We start from the raw sequence: 17,513 nt of genomic DNA, 5'->3' as shown, positions 1-17,513 counted from the left end.
AATAAAGCGGGAATGGGGCAACTATAAGGGCTGGCGCGGTTGGCTGAAAGTGCGGTGGAGTTGGCACCGCTTTCGCGAGCAAGGCCGCTCCCACAGGGGGAACGGGCCCAAGTGTGGGAGCGGGCTTGCTCGCGAAGGTCTCATGCGCGCCGCGAATGGTACAGGCTTACCTTGCGAAATTCCCAAGGCTCCGCCAAGTCCGGCAACGTCAATGCATCAAGGATCTCCAGCCGCTGATAATCCGGGTGCTGAAAATCCCTCACCCGCGAATCCGCCACCAACGCTTCACGGCCACGGGTCAAGAATTGATCCAGCAACGGCAGGTTCGCCCGGTCGTAGAGCACATCGGCGACCAGGATCAGGTCGAAGCGGTCGGCTTCGGCGAAGAAGTCCGCCGAATAACCCAGTGCTACGCCGTTGAGTTCGGCATTCGCTCGACAGGACGCCAACGCCAGTGGGTCGAGGTCGCAGGCCACCACTTCCCGTGCGCCGGCCTTGGCCGCCGCAATCCCTGCAACACCTGAACCCGCGCCAAAATCCAGCACGCGCTTGCCCGCAACCCACTCAGGGTTCGCCGCCAGGTACCGCGCCAGCGCCAGGCCGCTGGCCCAGCAAAAACTCCAGTAGGGCGGTTCATGCAGGATGCGCCGGGTTTCCTCGGGGCTGAAGGCACGGTCCATGTTGTCCGCATCCAGCAGCCATAACGACAACGCGGTGCCCGGCAGCGGGCAGGGCACCAGTTGCGCGTCGCCGATCAGTCCGCTCAGCGCGGCTTGCAGGTCCAGCGGTGGCGTCATGGTGCCTTGACGAGTTGCAGGGGGCCGGTGGACTGGTTGATCGCCTGGGTCACACGCACGGCGGGCAGGTGCAGGATCAACTGGCCGGATTGGCTGGCGCGGCCACGCAGTTCAACCCGCGCGCCGGCCGGGAAGGCTTCGGGGTTGAAGCGCAGGCGAAAGGCCAGGGGCTTGCCGTTGCCGCTCAATACGCTGCTGGCCAGCAATTGTTGCGGGCGCGAACGGTCGTCGATCACCAGCAGCGCCATCTCGACTTCGGCACCCGCCGGAATGTTGGTCAGGCTGCCGCTGATTTCCCGTTGATAGGCGGGCAGGGGACCCAGGTCCTCAATGCCAGGTACTTTTTTCTCTTGCGCGGGAGTGGGTTGAGGTGCGGCCGGCTTGGGGGCTTCGCTGCTGCAGGCGACCAGGAAACTGAACAGGGTGAGCAAAACAAGTGGTCGTAACTGCATGTACGGCTCCAGAAAGGACAAAATCCGTGGCTAAAAAAATATGAAACATAATAGTCAGCCTATATACCGTAAAGGCTATGGCTTGTCTTGCCACGGGGATGCGCTACCATGGCCCTCCCTTTATTTGTTGCCTGCCCACCATGCACTGTCCCTTCTGCGGTGCCAACGACACCAAGGTCATTGACTCGCGTCTGGTCGCCGAGGGCGATCAAGTGCGTCGCCGGCGCGAATGCCTGGCCTGCGGTGAACGTTTCACCACCTTTGAAACCGCCGAACTGGTATTGCCACGTCTGATCAAATCCGACGGTAGCCGCCAGCCTTTCGACGAAGAAAAACTGCGCGCCGGTATGCAGCGCGCCCTGGAAAAACGCCCGGTGAGTGTCGAGCGGCTGGAGGCGGCGCTGGTGCATATCAAGCACAAGTTGCGTGCGACCGGTGAGCGCGAGGTCAAGAGCCTGGTGGTTGGAGAACTGGTGATGGGCGAGCTGCAAAAGCTCGACGAAGTTGCCTATATCCGTTTCGCCTCGGTGTATCGACGCTTCCAGGACCTCAACGAGTTCCGCGAAGAGATCGACCGCCTGGCCCGTGAGCCTGCCAAAGAATGAACCCACTGCCTGCCGAACAAGCTGTGCTCGACGCCCATTACATGGCCCGTGCCCTGGAACTGGCGCGCAAGGGCCTGTACACCACCCATCCCAACCCGCGTGTGGGGTGCGTGATTGTACGTGACGGGCAGATTGTCGGCGAAGGCTGGCATGAGCGAACCGGCGAACCCCATGCCGAGCCCAATGCCCTGCGCGCCGCTGGTGCCAGGGCCCGTGGCGCCACGGTGTATGTGACCCTCGAACCGTGCAGCCACCACGGGCATACGCCGCCCTGCGCTGATGCGTTGGTCACTGCGGGTGTCGCTCGCGTTGTGGCTGGCATGCAGGACCCGAACCCCGAAGTGGCGGGGCGCGGCATGCAGCGCTTGGCTCAGGCCGGTATTGAGGTCCGTAGCGGGGTGCTGGAAGCTGAAGCGCGCGCGCTGAATCCAGGTTTCCTCAAGCGCATGGAACACGGCCTGCCCTTCGTGCGGGTCAAGCTGGCGATGAGCCTGGACGGCCGCACCGCGATGGCCAACGGCGAAAGCCAATGGATCACCGGCCCCGCCGCTCGCGCCGCCGTGCAGCGCCTGCGCGCCGAGGCCAGCGTGGTGCTGACCGGCGCCGATACGGTGCTGGCCGACGGGGCACGCCTGACCGTGCGCGCCGCCGAACTCGGCCTGGACGAAGCCACCACCGCCCTGGCCATGTCACGTCCGCCGTTGCGGGTGTTGATCGACGGCCGCCTGCGCGTGCCGCTCAATGCGCCGTTCTTCAAGGCCGGGCCGGCGCTGGTCATCACCTGCGTAACCCCGGAAAACCAGTTTCCCCGTGGCCCCGAGTGCCTGGTGGTACCGGGCGTCGATGGTCAGGTCGACCTGCGCTCGGCGCTGGTCGCGCTGGCAGCCCGTGGCGTCAATGAAGTGTTGGTGGAGGCCGGCCCAAGCCTGGCCGGTGCGTTTGCCCAGCAAGGCCTGGTGGATGAATACGTGATTTTCATCGCCGGCAAGTTCCTCGGCTCCGCCGCCCGGCCTTTGTTGGACTGGCCGCTTGAGAAACTGGCCAACGCCCCCCAACTCAAGATCACTGAAATGCGCGCTGTAGGCGACGACTGGCGAGTCACTGCCATCCCTGTGCCAGCAGCGAGCGTATAATTCCCGGCCTGCGCTTGCGCGTCAGCCCCTCGTTTTCAGGAGAACGAAATGTTCACCGGCATTATCGAATCCATCGGCAGCATCCGTGCAATGACCCCAAAAGGCGGCGACGTACGCCTGCTGGTTGAAACCGGCAAGCTCGACCTGGGTGACGTCAAGCTGGGCGACAGTATTGCCGTCAGCGGCGTCTGCCTGACCGTCATCGAACTGCCGGGCAATGGTTTTGCCGCTGATGTCAGCCGGGAAACCCTGGATTGCACCGCGATGAACGACCTCAAGGCCGGCAGCCCGGTCAACCTGGAAAAAGCCCTGACCCCCACCACCCGTCTCGGTGGTCACCTGGTCAGCGGCCACGTCGACGGCGTCGGCGAAGTGGTTGCCCGCAGCGAAAACGCGCGTGCCGTGGAGTTTCGCATCCGCGCGCCGAAAGAATTGGCCAAGTACATCGCCCACAAAGGCTCGATCACCGTCGATGGCACCAGCCTGACCGTGAACGCCGTGAATGGCGCCGAGTTTGAACTGACCATCATTCCCCACACCCTCAGCGAAACCATCATGGCGTCTTACCAGCCGGGTCGCCGGGTGAACCTGGAAGTGGACTTGCTTGCCCGTTACCTGGAGCGCCTGTTGCTGGGCGATAAGGCCGCAGAGCCCGCCACCGGTAACATCACCGAAAGTTTTCTGGCCGCTAACGGCTACCTGAAATCCTGACCAAGGGGGTGCCGCGTGGCGCTCAATAGCATCGAAGAACTGGTTGAAGACATCCGCCAAGGCAAGATGGTCATCCTGATGGATGACGAAGACCGCGAGAACGAAGGCGACATCATCATGGCCGCCGAGGCCTGCCTGCCTGAGCACATCAACTTCATGGCCAAGCACGCCCGCGGGTTGATCTGCATGCCCATGAGCCGTGAGCGTTGTGAATTGCTCAAGCTGCCGTTGATGGCACCTCGCAATGGCTCGGGTTTTGGCACCAAGTTCACCGTATCGATTGAGGCCACCACCGGCGTCACCACCGGTATCTCTGCTGCTGACCGTGCACGCACCGTGCAGGCCGCCGCCGCGAAAGACGCCAAGGCCGAAGACATCGTCAGCCCCGGCCACATCTTCCCGCTGATGGCCCAGCCCGGCGGAACCCTGGCCCGCGCCGGCCACACCGAAGCCGCCTGCGACCTGGCGCGCATGGCCGGTTTCGAGCCGAGCGGGGTGATCTGCGAAGTGATGAACGACGACGGCACCATGGCCCGTCGCACCGAACTCGAGGCGTTTGCCGCCGAGCACAACCTCAAGATCGGCACCATCGCCGACCTGATTCACTACCGCATGATCCACGAACGTACCGTTCAGCGGATTGCCGAGCAGCCACTGGACAGCGAATTGGGCCAATTCAATCTGGTGACCTACCGTGATTCAGTGGAAGGTGACGTGCACATGGCCCTGACCCTGGGCACCATTTGCGCCGAAGAGCCGACCTTGGTGCGCGTGCACAACATGGACCCATTGCGCGACCTGTTGATGGTCAAGCAGCCCGGCCGCTGGAGCCTGCGCGCCGCCATGACTGCGGTTTCCGAGGCCGGCAGTGGTGTGGTGCTGTTGCTCGGTCACCCGTTGGATGGCGATGTCTTGCTGGCGCATATCCGCGAAACGGCTGATCACGCGCCAGTGAAAAAACCGACCACCTACAGCATCGTCGGTGCCGGTTCGCAGATCCTGCGTGACCTGGGCGTGCGCAAAATGCGCCTGATGAGTGCGCCAATGAAATTTAATGCGATATCCGGTTTCGACCTGGAAGTAGTAGAATACGTGCCCTCCGAATAAAGGCTGGCGATTTTCGCCCCTTGTTCGTGGTTCAAATATCACTAAGGGACGCGTCATACACGCGTCCCGGCTCTTTAAGAGATTTGTCGAATGACCCTGAAGACCATCGAAGGTACCTTCATCGCCCCCAAAGGCCGCTACGCCCTGGTGGTTGGCCGCTTCAACAGCTTCGTGGTTGAAAGCCTGGTAAGCGGTGCCGTGGACGCCTTGGTTCGCCACGGTGTGAGCGAGAGCGATATCACCCTCATCCGCGCCCCTGGCGCCTTCGAAATTCCACTGGTTGCGCAAAAAGTTGCTCAGCAGGGTGAATACGCGGCGATCATCGCCCTGGGCGCGGTCATTCGTGGCGGTACTCCGCACTTCGAATACGTGGCAGGTGAATGCACCAAGGGCCTGGCCCAGGTGTCCATGGAGTTCGGCGTACCCGTCGCTTTCGGCGTGCTGACGGTGGATTCCATCGAGCAAGCCATCGAGCGTTCCGGCACCAAGGCCGGCAACAAAGGCGCTGAAGCTGCCCTGTCCGCCCTGGAAATGGTCAGCCTGCTGTCGCAGTTGGAGGCCAAGTGATTTCCGACGAGAGCGACAACTTCAACCCGCGCGAGCCACGTCCAGCCGATGCTGGCAAGCCATCCAAGAACGAGAAGCGTCGCGCTGCTCGTCAGTTGGCGACCCAGGCGCTGTATCAGCGTCACCTGGCGGGCGCTTCGTTGAACGAGATCGAAGCACAGTTTCGCGTCGACAACGATTTTACCTTCGCCGACCTGCCGTACTTCCACGACATTCTGCACGGTGTACATGCCCACCTGACCGAGATCGATACAGCCCTGGCACCTTGCCTGGACCTGACCATCGAAGAGCTGGACCCGGTTGAGCTGTGCGTGATGCGGCTGTCTGCCTGGGAACTGCTGTATCGCGTCGACGTGCCGTACCGCGTGGTAATCAACGAAGGTATCGAGTTGGCGAAAGTCTACGGTTCGACCGACGGCCACAAGTTCGTCAACGGCGTGCTCGACAAGCTGGCTCCGCGCCTGCGTGAAGCCGAAGTGAAGGCGTACAAGCGCTAAACCGCGCTTGGGACCTGAATGGGCGAGTTTGAGCTGATCCGCAACTACTTCGCCGCCGCGCCTTGTGCGCAGGGCGGCGAGGGCATTGCCTTGGGGATCGGTGACGACTGCGCCTTGCTGGCGCTCCCTGCCGGGGAGCAGTTGGCAGTCTCCACCGATACATTGGTGGCCGGGGTGCATTTTGCCGACCCCTGCGACCCGTTCCTGCTGGGCCAGCGCTCGTTGGCCGTGGCAGTCAGCGACCTGGCCGCCATGGGCGCCCATCCTCTCGCGTTTACCCTTGCCCTGACCACGCCGACCGTCAATGCCGATTGGCTGCAACGCTATGCCGAGGGTTTGAACCTCATGGCGCAGCGCTGCGGCGTGGGCCTGGTGGGCGGCGATACCACCCGTGGCCCCTTGAGCCTGACCCTGACCGTGTTTGGTCGCGTACCCGCCGGGCAAGCCTTGACCCGCAGCGGTGCGCGGCCGGGTGACCTGCTGTGTGTCGGCGGTGAATTGGGCAATGCCGCCGGCGCGTTGTCGTTGGTATTGGGCCAGCGCAATGCTGACGCGGCCGTTGCCGATCCGCTACTGGCCCACTACTGGTCGCCGCAGCCGCAGTTGGCCCTGGGGCTGGCACTGCGCGGCAAGGCCACGGCTGCCATGGATATTTCCGACGGTCTCTTGGCCGATTGCGGGCATATCGCCACGGCCTCGGCTGTCAGCCTGTTGATCGAACGCCAGCGCTTGCCCCTGTCCCAGGCGTTGTTGGCGTTTGTCGGCGAGGATGCGGCGCGCGTCGCGGCCCTGAGCGGGGGCGACGACTACGTGCTGGTGTTCACCTTGCCATCCGACGAGCTGGCATCGTTGCTGGCCGACGGCTGGCCGGTCCATGTGATCGGCCGGGTCGAGGCGGGGCAGGGCGTGACGCTGCTCGACGGCAACGGGCACGACATCACGCCAGCCATCCATGGTTATCAACACTTTCAGCAGACCCCCTGAGTCGGTGCGCTGCGCTACCCTTTATCGCGTAATCACGGATGCAAGGCCCTGTAGGAGGTCGCCACCATGGATGTGCGCCGTTGGCTGCTGATAGTGCTGTGTGTCTTTACGGCGGTCGTCCAGGCGCAGGACGCGCCCGGCAAGGTCGTGTTGGCCAGTGAGGAGTGGAACGACTACACCAACAAAAATGGCAGCGGCCTGGCCTGGGACGTACTGCGCCAGGTGTTTGAACCCGCCGGAATAACGCTGCAGACGCGTTCAGTGCCCTACACCCGCTCGGTCGGCCTGGCCCAGCGCGGCGAAGTGGATGGCTGGGTCGGTTCCTATCGTGAGGAAGCCACCGGGGTGCTGTACCCCCATTGGAATTTCGATTCCGACCACATCTACGCCCTCGGCCTGGCCGGTACGCCGGCGCCGACGCTGGCTACGCTGGGTAATTACCGCTTGGCCTGGGTGCGTGGCTACAAGTACGAGGAGTACTTGCCCACTGTGCAGCGCTTCAACCAAATCGAGCGCCGCGACGGCATTTTGCCGATGCTGGAACACGCGCGAGCCGACTTCTACATCGATGCGCTGACCGAGGCCCAGTACGTGCTCAATCAGGCGGATGACCCGTCCAGATTCAGACTGACCCACATCGTCGAAATCCCGCTTTATATCGGGTTTGCCGATAATGAACGAGGTCGCGCCTTGATGGCTGTATTCGACCAACGCATGGCTGTTCTGGTGAAAAGCGGCGCGTTGAAGGCGATTTTTGAACGCTGGAAACAGCCATATCCGTTCTAAGTAGGCGCGAGCAAGCGCACGTCTACATAGAATCAATAAGAAGGCCAATCGAACCGATTGATCTTTATCAGCGATAATTCAGCTTAAGCGTCCGTAGGAAGCTGCTGTTACAATGGCCGCCATCGTAAAAACTGAAATCAGGAGCACACGGTGCCCGTCGTTTTCGTCGCCGCTTCCAAGCTGCCTACCCCTTTTGCCACGTTCACCATTAACGGCTTCCTCGAAGACGCCACCGGGCGCGAGCACGTTGTGCTGAGCCTGGGCGATATCGCTGATGGCGCGCCGGTGCTGGGTCGTGTGCATTCCGAATGCCTGACCGGCGACGCGTTGTTCAGCCAGCGTTGCGACTGCGGTTCGCAACTGGAAGCCGCCATGCGGGCCATCGCCCGTGAAGGTCGCGGCGTGTTGCTGTACCTGCGTCAGGAAGGTCGTGGCATTGGCCTGATGAACAAGATCCGCGCCTACGAGCTGCAAGATGGCGGCGCCGATACCGTCGAGGCTAACGAGCGCCTGGGCTTTGCCGCCGACCAGCGTGACTACGCGATCTGCCTGCCGATGCTGGAGCATCTGGGCGTGAAATCCCTGCGCCTGATGACCAACAACCCGCGCAAGGTCAAAGCGTTGACCGAGATGGGCATCACCGTGGCCGAGCGTGTGCCGCTGCACACCGGGCACAACCCGCACAACAAGCTCTACCTGGCCACCAAGGCCAGCAAGCTCGACCACATGATGGGCAACGAGCATCAGGGCGAGGTCGACCGCGCGTGACCCGTGGCCAGGTGAAACGGCGACTGTCCTTCAACTGGTGGCAGTACCTGGCCCTGGCGTTGTTCCCCCTGTTCGTGATCAACCTGGTGTTTGGTCAGGCGGAGTCCTTGCTGCCAGTGTTGGCCATGCCGTTCTTCATTGCTGGCGTGGCCTCGATGTTTCTTAGCCTGCGTTACTTCAACGGCTATAAACACGCGTTGATCGCCACCTCCAAAGCCCTCGATACCCCCGAAGAGCCGGCTGCCTGGATCACCCTGGCGGCCCGTCGGCGCACGGCGTTGCTAGTGGCGGCCGTGCCGGCCTGGATCGGCGCGCTGGCCGTGTTCGTTGGCTTGGAAGCCGTGCCGCTGTTCCTGCTGGCGCTGTCGACGCTGGTGCTGTTTTACCTTTACCGCATCCCCCGTCAATTAGGATGAGGCGTCACTGGCTGGCGGTCCTGCTGCTGGCGTTCTGTGCTCAGGCTTTGGCGGCCGAGCGGGTGGTCAGCCTGGCGCCGTCCCTGTCTGAAATCGTCGTCGAACTGGGCGCCGCCGACTTGCTGGTGGGTGTGCTCGACGGCGGCGATCGTCCGGTTGCCCTGGCGCAAGTGCCGTCGGTGGGGCATTACGGCCAATTGGACATGGAGCGCCTGCTAAGCCTCAAGCCCGACCTGATCCTGCTGTGGCCCGGCAGCGTCGGCCCGGCCCAGCGTGAGCAATTGCAGCGCCTGAACATCCCGATTTATGTCGCCGAACCCCATAGCCTTGAACAGCTCACCACCCAAGTCCAGGCGATCGCCGAGCAATTGGGGCGACCTGAGTCCGGTCGTCAATTGGCCGCGCACTTGCGCCAACGCTTGGCCGACCTGCGTCAGCGCTATCAGCGTGTCGAACCATTGCGCGTGTTTTACCAGGTATGGAACCAGCCGCTGTATACCGTGGGCGGTGGGCAAATCATCAGCGATGCGTTGAGTGTGTGCGGGGCGCGCAATGTGTTCGACGATCTCAAGCTGCCGGCGCCGCAGGTGAGCATAGAGTCGGTGTTGCAGCGTGACCCCGAATTGATTCTGGTCGGGGATCAAGCGCAGAGGGAGGCCTGGAAGGTCTGGCCAGCGATGGCGGAGCGGGTGCGGTTGGTGCCAGACAAAGGCCTGGAGCGGCCCAGCGGGCAGATGCTGGAGGCGGTGGCGCGGCTGTGTCAGGTGATTGCACCTAACAAGTGATACCGCTTTCGCGAGCACGCCCGCTCCCACATTTGGAATGCGTTTGCCCTGTGGGAGCGGGCTTGCTCGCGAAGAGGCCCGTACAGGCGACGATCAAATGTCCGGTGTCCAAGTCACCCCAAGCATCCACACCCGGCCTTCCTCTCGGTAATCCTGATTATTGGCGTATGTCGGGTCGTTATAGCTATAGCGCGCCCGTGCATAAGTCTTATCCAGCAAGTTGTCGACCTTCAACGACAACGCCACTTCCCGATTCAGCGCCCAACTGCTGCGCAATCCCAGTAAGGCATACCCGCCCAGGCGGTGGGTGTTGTCCTCATCGTCATAACTGCTGCTGATGGCCTGCCAACTGGCGCCCACCCCCAGTTTGTCGAACTGCCGATCCAGATCCAGATTCACCGTACGCCGCGCCCGGCGGGCCAAGGTGTGTCCGCTGTCGCGGTCGCGTGGGTCGATGATCGACAGCCCCAGGTTGCCTTGCCAGCCGAACAGCTCCTGCTTGAGCGCGGCTTCAAAGCCGTTGATGCGCGCTGACGCCACGTTCTGCGGCTTGCCGGAGCGGTCGAGGATGATCGCATCGCTCAAGTCGGTGCGGTACAGCGAGGCTTCCAGGCGTGTGCTGTCGCTCAACTGGCTGCGCCATTGCAGTTCGTAGCTCTTTGAGGTTTCGGGCTGCAGGTTGGGGTTGCTGTACTTCGTATCCGGGTAATACAGGTCGTTGAAGGTCGGCGCACGGAAGCCTTCGCTGTAGCTCAGCAACACATCGTTGTCCGGGTTGACCGGCAAGGTCAGGGTGCCGCTCCAGCTATTCTGTCCACCGAACTGCTGGTTCTGGTCACGTCGCAGGCCCAGTTCCGTGGAAAACCAATCACCCTTGAACCGATGCTGCACAAAGGCCGCGCGGTTCCAGCGACTGTTTTCGGTAAAGAGGGTGGAGCCGTGGAAGCGGTCTTCATACCAGTCGCCGCCGAGAATCAGGCTGTTCCGGTCGTTCAGCGTCAGGTCGTTCTGCCAGTTGACCGAGTCGCGGTAGGTGTTGAACACGCTGAAATCGTCACTGAGGGTGTCGCGCTTGGTATCGCGGTTCTCGCTGTGGCCTAACTCCAGGCGTGATTGCCAGCGCTCGTTGAGCTTGGCATCGACATAGCCGCTGGCACTGCTGACGGTGTAGTTGGTGTAGGGCTTTTGCCCCAGCGTTCGCCCGGTAGTGGCGTCGTAGCGGCCGAAACTGTTGTCGTACTCTGACTTGCCGCGGTTATCCAACAGGTTGAAACCGGCCTCCAGCTCATCGCTGAAGGAATGGCTGAGGTTCAGGCTGAGGGACTGATTGCGGTAGGCGTCATGGTCGCCATCGCTGGGGAATGATGTATGCGTCGAGTTGATACCCGCGGTGTCATCCAGGCTCGCGCCGAGGTTGAAACGGGTGTGTTCATCGCCGCCGGACAGGCCAAGGCTGCGCTCCCAGGTCTGGTTGCTGCCAAAGCCCAACTTCAGGCGTGGTTGCAGGCCTTGCTCGGTATTCCGGCGGGTAAACACCTGGATCACCCCGCCAATCGCATCGCTGCCGTAGATCACCGAGCGTGAGCCGCGCAGCACTTCCACTCGTTCAATCTGGTCGACGTTCAGGTATTGCAAGCCGCTGTCGCCGGAGGTGGTATTGGCGATACGTTGGCCGTCCACCAATACCAGGCTTTGCGCGGATTTGGTGCCGCGAATGAAGATCCCCGGCAAACTGCCGCGTCCACCGGTAGGCGCGACCTGCACGCCAGGCACGCGACTGAGCAGGTCGGTGACGCTGGTGGGTTGCAGGCGGTCGATGTCGTCACGGGTGAACACCGTGTTGGCGGCGCTGCTGTCGTTGCGTGCCTGCACCTGGCGGTTCGCGCTGATGACCACGTTGGGAAGTTTCAGGGCGTCGTCGCGGGTGTCGGCGAGCAGGTCCGGAGAGGTTAGCAGCAGCAAGGGCAGGGCGAAGCAGAGGCGATTCATGGGCGGTCCACGGCTGTTAAAATTGACACAAAACCAATGTGGGAGCGGGCTTGCTCGCGAAGGGGTGAGGCAGCCACATAAGTAGTGACTGATACACCGCTTTCGCGAGCAAGCCCGCTCCCACATTTTAGTCCCCGTTTCAGCCGGGAGATTGGGTTACAGGCCCAGCAGCGCCATGCGCTCGCGCACCGATGCCTCAATGCCGGCTTCATCCAACCCGCATTCCGCCAGCATCTGCGCCGGCTTGGCGTGTTCGACGTACACATCCGGCAAGCCCAGGTGCAGCACCGACTTGAGGATGTTCTCCCGCGCCAGGAACTCGCTGACTGCCGCACCGGCGCCGCCCATGATGGCGTTTTCTTCGACGGTCACCAGCAATTCGTGGCTGCCGGCAATCTCACGTACCAAGGCTTCATCCAGGGGTTTGACGAAGCGCATGTCGACCACGGTGGCGTCGATCTTTTCGGCGACTTTCAAGGCTTCGGCCAATTGCACGCCAAACACCAGGAACGCGGTCTTGCTGCCTTGGCGACGCACGATGCCCTTGCCGATCTCGATGGGCTCAAGATCCTTCTCGATCACTGCATTCGGGCCATTACCGCGCGGGTAACGCACGGCCGCCGGGCCGTTGTACAGGTGGCCGGTGCTGAGCATCTTGCGCAGTTCGTTCTCGTCGCTTGGCGTCATTACCAGCATGCCGGGGATGCAGCGCAGGTAGGACAGGTCGAAGCTGCCGGCGTGAGTCGGGCCGTCTTCGCCCACTAAGCCTGCGCGGTCGATGGCAAACAGCACGTCGAGGTTCTGCACCGCCACATCGTGAACAAGCTGGTCATAACCGCGTTGCAGGAAAGTGGAATAGATCGCTACCACCGGCTTGGCACCTTCACAGGCCATGCCGGCGGCGAACGTCACCGCGTGCTGCTCGGCAATCGCCACGTCGAAATAACGCAGTGGGAAGCGCTCGCTGAACGCGACCAGGTCGGAGCCTTCCTTCATCGCCGGGGTAATGCCCACCAAGCGCGGATCGGCGGCGGCCATGTCACACAGCCATTCGCCGAACACACCGGAATACTTCGGCCCGCTGGCCTTTTTCGGCGCAGCGGCAGGCGCGTCCACCGGCTCCAGCTTGGTGATGGCGTGGTAGCCGATCGGGTCGACTTCCGCCGGGGCGAAGCCTTTGCCTTTCTTGGTGACGATGTGCAGGAACTGCGGCCCCTTGAGGTCACGCATGTTACGCAGCGTGGCGATCAGGGTCGGCAGGTCGTGGCCGTCGATCGGGCCGATGTAGTTCCAGCCCAGCTCTTCGAACAGGGTGCCGGGCACCAGCATGCCCTTGGCGTATTCTTCGGTACGACGGGCAATTTCCCACGCGCCAGGCAGACGCGAGAGGACCTTCTTGCTGCCTTCGCGCATGCTGGCATACGTGCGGCTGGAGAGGATCTTGGCCAGGTAGTTGGACAGGCCGCCGACATTGCGCGAGATCGACATGTCGTTGTCGTTGAGGATCACCAGCATGTTGGCATCCACTTCCGGCGCATGGTTGAGCGCTTCGAAGGCCATGCCGGCGGTCAGCGCGCCATCACCAATCACCGCAATCGCCTTGCGATCACTGCCTTGCAGGCGGGCGGCAATCGCCATGCCCAGCGCGGCGCTGATCGAGGTACTGGAGTGGCCGACGCCAAAGGTGTCGTACTCGCTCTCGGCGCGGCGCGGGAAGGCGGCAATGCCGTCCTTCTGGCGCAGGCTGCCCATGCGCTCGCGGCGACCCGTGAGGATCTTGTGCGGATACGCCTGATGGCCCACGTCCCACACCAGCCGGTCATCCGGGGTGTCGAACACGTAATGCAGGGCGATGGTCAGCTCGATGACGCCCAGGCCGGCGCCAAAATGCCCACCGGTCTGGCCGACCGTGTAGAGCAATTCCAGGCGCAACTCATCGGCCAGGGTTTCCAGCTCGGCTTCACCCAATCGACGCAGGCCGGCCGGCGTGACAGCACGGTCAAGCAGGGGCGTGGACGGGCGCTTGCGGGGAATCTCTTGAAACGTCGTGGGCATCAGGCGAATCGTTATAGGTATAGAAGAGGCGGCAGTTTACCTCAAGCATCGCGAACTGCCCACGCAGAGCGCCCAACTTGGCCGATATGCGGCCGCAAAGGCCGCCGTTATCAGTGCCGGCGTTCGACGATATACCGCGCCAAGTCACGCAGTGGCTCGGCCGCCGCGTCGAAAGGTCGCAGGGCGTCCAGGGCCTGGTCACGCAGCTCCAGGGCATAGGCCTTGGCGGCTTCCAGCCCGAGCAGTGCAGGATATGTCGGTTTATCCCGTGCGATATCGGCACCTTGGCGTTTGCCCAGAGTGGCAGTGTCACTTTCTACGTCGAGAATATCGTCCTGCACCTGGAACGCCAGGCCGATGGCCAGCGCGTAGGTCTTCAGCGCCGCCAATTGAGCGGCTTGCGCACGCCCACTGGCCAGGGCGCCCAGGTGTACGGCGGCTTCGATCAAGGCACCGGTCTTGTGGCGGTGCATGTATTCCAGCGCCTGTTGATCAAGCTTCCGGCCCACCGACCCCAAGTCGATGGCCTGGCCACCGACCATCCCGGCCGGGCCCGCTGCCACGGCCAGCGCCGTGACCATGCGTAAACGGATCTCGGCATTGACGCTGCTCAGCGCCGGGTCCAGCAATGCGCTGAACGCCAGGCTTTGCAGGCCATCGCCGGCGAGGATCGCGCAGGCTTCATCAAAGGCTTTGTGAGTGGTCGGCTGGCCGCGACGCAAATCGTCGTCGTCCATCGCCGGCAAGTCGTCATGCACCAGGGAATAGGCGTGGATCAACTCCACCGCACAGGCCGCGCCATTGGCCTGCTCAGCGGCTGCGCCCAAGGCTTCACACGCCGCATACGCCAGCAACGGACGCACGCGCTTGCCGCCATTCATCACGCTGTAGCGCATGGCTTCGTAAAGACGCTTGAGTTCAGGGCTTGGCGCAACAAACAAGGGCTCCAGCGCCGCATTGACCCGGGCTTGGCTACTGGCCTGATACGCATCGATCATTCCGGCTGTTCCGCATCGAAAGGTTCTTCGGCCAACTCCCCGTCACGCTCCAGCAGCATTTGCACCTTCTGCTCCGCCTGCGCGAGCGCGCTCTGGCAGTCGCGGGTCAGGCCGATGCCTTGCTCAAACGCCGTCAACGAGTCTTCCAGCGACAACTCGCCGTTCTCCAGACGCTCGACCAGGGCTTGCAGGTCGGCGAGGGATTGTTCGAAATCGAGTGCAACTTTTTTGCGGGCCATGGCGGCTATTCCGGTAGACGGTAAACCGGCGCGACACTAGCAGACATGGGGGATTGGGGCAAATGAGCGGGGGTGTCACTTGCCAGCTGTCTTGGCCTGATACCGGGTGCTGAGGCCGCCACCGGGCAGCCGGACCAGGCAGTCAGCCCTGTCTGCATCTTTTCCAGCGCAGTGAGCTGCACGTCCAGTTCGCTGGGGTTTCAGGGGAGGGGATGCTTTAGCGGCGACAGTCAAGCATCTAGCCTCGGTTCTCGTTCGTGCAACACGCTGTTGCACAAACGATCCCAGCCTCAAAACCCCGGCGGAATATACCCCGGCACAAATGGCACGTTCAGGCACTTGCCATGCAGGATCCGGCCATCCTCAATCCTGAACAGCACGATCTTCTTCGCCTTATCCACCGTGGCTTCCAGCTTGCAATCCGAACTGTGCCCGACTTGCTGGTAATACTCCGTATACACCATCCCGTTCCCGGTGTGGTTCATTGAAGTCCCAGCGGCTTCGGTGGTCGTCCAGGATGAGGACTTGTGCCAGGTCATCACCACCTGGGTGTCGCCATTGGGTGCATTCTGCTTCTTCATCGAGTCGGGCTTGCCGAATAAATCCAGCGCCTCTTGCACGTCACGGCCTTCCCAACGCGATTGTGCAATCAGGTGGCACCCGTTGATAAACAGCACGGCCGGCAACAAAAGTCCTGCCAGCAACAGCCTTGTCCATGTAGGCATCGTGAATCCTTCTTGTCGGTAAGGGTTGCTCAGCGCTTGTTGCCCAGCATGTCGTCGAGGTCATCAATCATCTGGCTCTTCTCCTGAGTCGGGCCCAACTGCTCGAACATGGCCTTGGTAGTCTGGATCATCTGCAGATGGGTCATCTTGCCCATGGCGATGGTGTCCTTGCTCTTGCCCGGTTCGCAGACATACGCGAGCGTGCGGTCGAGCCAGAACTCCTTTGGCGTCTGCCACGTGTTGGAGACCTTCAAGTGCGTGAGGGTGTAGGAAAATGGCGCGACCGACTGGCCGTTGAGAAAGCGCACCTTGCGCGTGGAGCACTGCACTTCGATGTTGTACACATCGATCATTGGTTTGCCCGGTTCTTCATACACCACCGTGACGGCCACCAATTTGGCGCCCTTGTTGTGGTTCGAGGGCACCACCGAGGTACGGTCGGCCACATACATCACATTTTGATGGGCCCGGCCGCTGCCGTAGATGATCGACCAGTCGCCAATCGGTGTTTGTTCATCGGCCAATACCGATGTTGCGCTGGTCAGCAATAGGGGCAGAAGTGCCAGGCAGCGACCGACCTTGGTTAAAGTATTCAATAGCGTCCTTCCTTGAGGCTCGAAATAAGCGAAGGACTTTAGTGGTGAGGCGGTGCAGCCACAATTAGGGCGAGTGTACTAATGGCGAATGGCTAGGTAACGACGCAAAAAGCCTGCGTTTCAAGGCAGGCTTATGGTGTGTGGCGATTTGACTTAGTCTTTGCGAGCCGTCAGCGCCGCATAACCATTCATCAAGTTGCGATAGTTGGGAATACGCTGGGACAACAGATTCCCCAGGCCTTCGATATCGTTGCGCCAGTCGCGGTGCAGCTCACACGCCACCGAGAACCAGTTCATCAACTGCGCACCGGCTTGCGTCATCCGGCTCCACGCCGCCTGCTGCACCGTGGTATTGAACGTGCCCGACGCATCGGTCACCACAAACACCTCAAACCCTTCCGCCAGCGCCGACAAGGTCGGGAACGCTACGCACACATCCGTCACTACACCGGCAATGATGATCTGCTTACGGCCGGTCGCCTTGATCGCCTTGACGAAGTCTTCGTTATCCCACGCGTTGATCTGGCCAGGGCGGGCGATGTACGGCGCGTCCGGGAACATCTCTTTCAACTCCGGCACCAGCGGGCCATTCGGGCCTTGCTCGAAACTGGTGGTAAGGATGGTCGGCAGGTTGAAGAACTTGGCCAGGTCGGCCAGGGCCAACACGTTGTTCTTGAACTCGTTGGGCGAGAAGTCCTGCACCAGAGAGATCAGGCCGGTCTGGTGATCGACCAACAGAACAATGGCGTCGTCTTTGTTGAGGCGGTTGTAGGTTGGAGCGCTCATGGTTGAATCCTTTTTTGTTTAGGTTGGTTGGGCGTTGCGTTCAACATGGGCACAGATTAATGGGTGGCTGTCGGGGGATAAAGCAGGTGAAAACGGTAATACCGTCAACTCAGGCGTGACAATGCTTGTCTTTGCGTACGCCAAGCCTTTTGTCGTGAATGAAGGACTGAGCTTTTAGGATGCCTGGGGGCGTGTGGCTGGGTTGCAGCAGTGACTTGGTGGGGATGGCGAAGACAGTGGCGGAGCGGGCTATGGCGTGTATTCAGCCTTAGAGGCAGGGCGGGCTATAAGCTGCCCGCTTTTGCTCATTCAAATGTCCAACGGCTTGTCGGACAATTGACTTGGGGTTTATGCGGGCATTAAAAAGCCGGCTTTTGGGCGGCGTTATTTTCCTGATTATGCCTTATTTTGCTGGGTTTTTGTTGGTATAAAATCTTTGTCCCCCCATTTGTCCCCCCACTTAGGGCTTTCGTAACTGTTGGGGGATATTCAGGGCACTACAGTGCTTGGAGTCGAC

20 protein-coding genes are annotated in these 17,513 nt (G+C 61.7%); 11 read left to right on the top strand and 9 right to left on the bottom strand.

The features are described 5' to 3' along the window. Nucleotides 1-140: 140 nt before the first annotated feature. Together PF1751_RS24725 and PF1751_RS24720 are read right to left on the bottom strand one after the other, a co-directional pair. Complete coding sequence (locus tag PF1751_RS24725; RefSeq protein ID WP_010206845.1) at nucleotides 141-797, bottom strand: class I SAM-dependent methyltransferase; 657 nt, start codon at nucleotides 795-797, stop codon at nucleotides 141-143. Then, a complete protein-coding gene (locus tag PF1751_RS24720; protein WP_010206844.1) occupies nucleotides 794-1,249 on the bottom strand; it encodes a YbaY family lipoprotein in 456 nt (151 codons plus the stop codon). Before PF1751_RS24720 ends, PF1751_RS24725 begins: the two co-directional genes overlap by 4 nt. A 140-nt stretch (nucleotides 1,250-1,389) precedes the next feature. On the opposite strand from PF1751_RS24720, the gene nrdR reads away from it, so the two are divergent. The 11 genes from nrdR to PF1751_RS24665 all read left to right on the top strand — a co-directional run bounded on the left by nrdR (nucleotide 1,390) and on the right by PF1751_RS24665 (nucleotide 9,608). Then, nucleotides 1,390-1,854: a transcriptional regulator NrdR gene (gene nrdR / locus PF1751_RS24715; protein WP_010206843.1), complete on the top strand. Its 465-nt coding sequence runs from the start codon at nucleotides 1,390-1,392 to the stop codon at nucleotides 1,852-1,854. Next, nucleotides 1,851-2,987, top strand: a complete 1,137-nt coding sequence (gene ribD / locus PF1751_RS24710; RefSeq protein ID WP_010206842.1) for a bifunctional diaminohydroxyphosphoribosylaminopyrimidine deaminase/5-amino-6-(5-phosphoribosylamino)uracil reductase RibD — start codon at nucleotides 1,851-1,853, stop codon at nucleotides 2,985-2,987. The genes nrdR and ribD overlap by 4 nt, the downstream gene beginning before the upstream one ends. Nucleotides 2,988-3,035: 48 nt before the next feature. Beyond that, nucleotides 3,036-3,698, top strand: coding sequence for a riboflavin synthase (locus tag PF1751_RS24705; RefSeq protein ID WP_010206841.1), 663 nt, complete (start codon nucleotides 3,036-3,038; stop codon nucleotides 3,696-3,698). 15 nt (nucleotides 3,699-3,713) lie between these two features. Beyond that, nucleotides 3,714-4,805, top strand: a complete 1,092-nt coding sequence (gene ribBA, locus PF1751_RS24700; RefSeq protein ID WP_010206838.1) for a bifunctional 3,4-dihydroxy-2-butanone-4-phosphate synthase/GTP cyclohydrolase II — start codon at nucleotides 3,714-3,716, stop codon at nucleotides 4,803-4,805. Nucleotides 4,806-4,895: 90 nt separating this feature from the next. Further along, complete coding sequence (gene ribH, locus PF1751_RS24695) at nucleotides 4,896-5,372, top strand: 6,7-dimethyl-8-ribityllumazine synthase (RefSeq protein WP_003194576.1); 477 nt, start codon at nucleotides 4,896-4,898, stop codon at nucleotides 5,370-5,372. Continuing rightward, nucleotides 5,369-5,869, top strand: a complete 501-nt coding sequence (nusB, locus tag PF1751_RS24690) for a transcription antitermination factor NusB (protein ID WP_010206836.1) — start codon at nucleotides 5,369-5,371, stop codon at nucleotides 5,867-5,869. Before ribH ends, nusB begins: the two co-directional genes overlap by 4 nt. A gap of 18 nt (nucleotides 5,870-5,887) precedes the next feature. Continuing rightward, nucleotides 5,888-6,853, top strand: a complete 966-nt coding sequence (gene thiL, locus PF1751_RS24685) for a thiamine-phosphate kinase (protein WP_010206834.1) — start codon at nucleotides 5,888-5,890, stop codon at nucleotides 6,851-6,853. A 66-nt stretch (nucleotides 6,854-6,919) separates the two neighbouring features. Beyond that, nucleotides 6,920-7,639 carry a substrate-binding periplasmic protein gene (locus PF1751_RS24680; protein WP_010206832.1) on the top strand — a complete coding sequence of 240 codons (720 nt, stop codon included), beginning with the start codon at nucleotides 6,920-6,922 and terminating at the stop codon, nucleotides 7,637-7,639. Between the two features lie 150 nt (nucleotides 7,640-7,789). Next, a complete protein-coding gene (gene ribA, locus PF1751_RS24675; RefSeq protein ID WP_010206831.1) occupies nucleotides 7,790-8,407 on the top strand; it encodes a GTP cyclohydrolase II in 618 nt (205 codons plus the stop codon). Next, nucleotides 8,404-8,823 (top strand): nuclear FMR1 interacting 1 family protein, encoded by a 420-nt coding sequence (locus PF1751_RS24670; RefSeq protein WP_010206829.1) that lies wholly within the window; start codon nucleotides 8,404-8,406, stop codon nucleotides 8,821-8,823. Before ribA ends, PF1751_RS24670 begins: the two co-directional genes overlap by 4 nt. Then, complete coding sequence (locus PF1751_RS24665; protein WP_044287958.1) at nucleotides 8,820-9,608, top strand: cobalamin-binding protein; 789 nt, start codon at nucleotides 8,820-8,822, stop codon at nucleotides 9,606-9,608. The genes PF1751_RS24670 and PF1751_RS24665 overlap by 4 nt, the downstream gene beginning before the upstream one ends. 93 nt (nucleotides 9,609-9,701) lie before the next feature. Here the strand turns inward: PF1751_RS24665 and PF1751_RS24660 are convergent, their stop codons facing one another. The 7 genes from PF1751_RS24660 to ycaC all read right to left on the bottom strand — a co-directional run bounded on the left by PF1751_RS24660 (nucleotide 9,702) and on the right by ycaC (nucleotide 16,996). Next, the gene (locus tag PF1751_RS24660) at nucleotides 9,702-11,597 is read right to left on the bottom strand and encodes a TonB-dependent receptor domain-containing protein (protein ID WP_010206826.1); all 1,896 of its coding nucleotides are present in this window, start codon (nucleotides 11,595-11,597) and stop codon (nucleotides 9,702-9,704) included. Nucleotides 11,598-11,753: 156 nt separating this feature from the next. Further along, nucleotides 11,754-13,652, bottom strand: coding sequence for a 1-deoxy-D-xylulose-5-phosphate synthase (dxs, locus tag PF1751_RS24655; protein ID WP_010206825.1), 1,899 nt, complete (start codon nucleotides 13,650-13,652; stop codon nucleotides 11,754-11,756). A gap of 110 nt (nucleotides 13,653-13,762) precedes the next feature. Then, nucleotides 13,763-14,650: a (2E,6E)-farnesyl diphosphate synthase gene (gene ispA, locus PF1751_RS24650; protein WP_010206824.1), complete on the bottom strand. Its 888-nt coding sequence runs from the start codon at nucleotides 14,648-14,650 to the stop codon at nucleotides 13,763-13,765. Next, nucleotides 14,647-14,889, bottom strand: a complete 243-nt coding sequence (locus PF1751_RS24645) for an exodeoxyribonuclease VII small subunit (protein ID WP_044287957.1) — start codon at nucleotides 14,887-14,889, stop codon at nucleotides 14,647-14,649. Before PF1751_RS24645 ends, ispA begins: the two co-directional genes overlap by 4 nt. A 290-nt stretch (nucleotides 14,890-15,179) precedes the next feature. Then, the gene (locus PF1751_RS24640; protein ID WP_028618099.1) at nucleotides 15,180-15,614 is read right to left on the bottom strand and encodes a hypothetical protein; all 435 of its coding nucleotides are present in this window, start codon (nucleotides 15,612-15,614) and stop codon (nucleotides 15,180-15,182) included. A gap of 29 nt (nucleotides 15,615-15,643) precedes the next feature. Further along, on the bottom strand, nucleotides 15,644-16,210 hold the full coding sequence (locus tag PF1751_RS24635; RefSeq protein ID WP_010206821.1) for a hypothetical protein: 567 nt from the start codon (nucleotides 16,208-16,210) through the stop codon (nucleotides 15,644-15,646). Between the two features lie 153 nt (nucleotides 16,211-16,363). Further along, nucleotides 16,364-16,996, bottom strand: coding sequence for an isochorismate family cysteine hydrolase YcaC (ycaC, locus tag PF1751_RS24630; protein WP_010206820.1), 633 nt, complete (start codon nucleotides 16,994-16,996; stop codon nucleotides 16,364-16,366). Nucleotides 16,997-17,513 lie beyond the last annotated feature (517 nt).

It is taken from the genome of Pseudomonas simiae (assembly GCF_000934565.1).
Lineage (GTDB): Bacteria > Pseudomonadota > Gammaproteobacteria > Pseudomonadales > Pseudomonadaceae > Aquipseudomonas > Aquipseudomonas simiae.
This window is presented reverse-complemented; position numbering and strand designations above follow the sequence as displayed.

Bases quoted from the DNA above. Each gene is read 5' to 3' on its own strand.
- PF1751_RS24725 (WP_010206845.1), bottom strand. From the start codon at position 797: ATGACGCCACCGCTGGACCTGCAAGCCGCGCTGAGCGGACTGATCGGC.
- PF1751_RS24720 (WP_010206844.1), bottom strand. From the start codon at position 1,249: ATGCAGTTACGACCACTTGTTTTGCTCACCCTGTTCAGTTTCCTGGTC.
- nrdR (WP_010206843.1), top strand. From the start codon at position 1,390: ATGCACTGTCCCTTCTGCGGTGCCAACGACACCAAGGTCATTGACTCG.
- ribD (WP_010206842.1), top strand. From the start codon at position 1,851: ATGAACCCACTGCCTGCCGAACAAGCTGTGCTCGACGCCCATTACATG.
- PF1751_RS24705 (WP_010206841.1), top strand. From the start codon at position 3,036: ATGTTCACCGGCATTATCGAATCCATCGGCAGCATCCGTGCAATGACC.
- ribH (WP_003194576.1), top strand. From the start codon at position 4,896: ATGACCCTGAAGACCATCGAAGGTACCTTCATCGCCCCCAAAGGCCGC.
- thiL (WP_010206834.1), top strand. From the start codon at position 5,888: ATGGGCGAGTTTGAGCTGATCCGCAACTACTTCGCCGCCGCGCCTTGT.
- PF1751_RS24680 (WP_010206832.1), top strand. From the start codon at position 6,920: ATGGATGTGCGCCGTTGGCTGCTGATAGTGCTGTGTGTCTTTACGGCG.
- PF1751_RS24665 (WP_044287958.1), top strand. From the start codon at position 8,820: ATGAGGCGTCACTGGCTGGCGGTCCTGCTGCTGGCGTTCTGTGCTCAG.
- PF1751_RS24660 (WP_010206826.1), bottom strand. From the start codon at position 11,597: ATGAATCGCCTCTGCTTCGCCCTGCCCTTGCTGCTGCTAACCTCTCCG.
- dxs (WP_010206825.1), bottom strand. From the start codon at position 13,652: ATGCCCACGACGTTTCAAGAGATTCCCCGCAAGCGCCCGTCCACGCCC.
- ispA (WP_010206824.1), bottom strand. From the start codon at position 14,650: ATGATCGATGCGTATCAGGCCAGTAGCCAAGCCCGGGTCAATGCGGCG.
- PF1751_RS24645 (WP_044287957.1), bottom strand. From the start codon at position 14,889: ATGGCCCGCAAAAAAGTTGCACTCGATTTCGAACAATCCCTCGCCGAC.
- PF1751_RS24640 (WP_028618099.1), bottom strand. From the start codon at position 15,614: ATGCCTACATGGACAAGGCTGTTGCTGGCAGGACTTTTGTTGCCGGCC.
- ycaC (WP_010206820.1), bottom strand. From the start codon at position 16,996: ATGAGCGCTCCAACCTACAACCGCCTCAACAAAGACGACGCCATTGTT.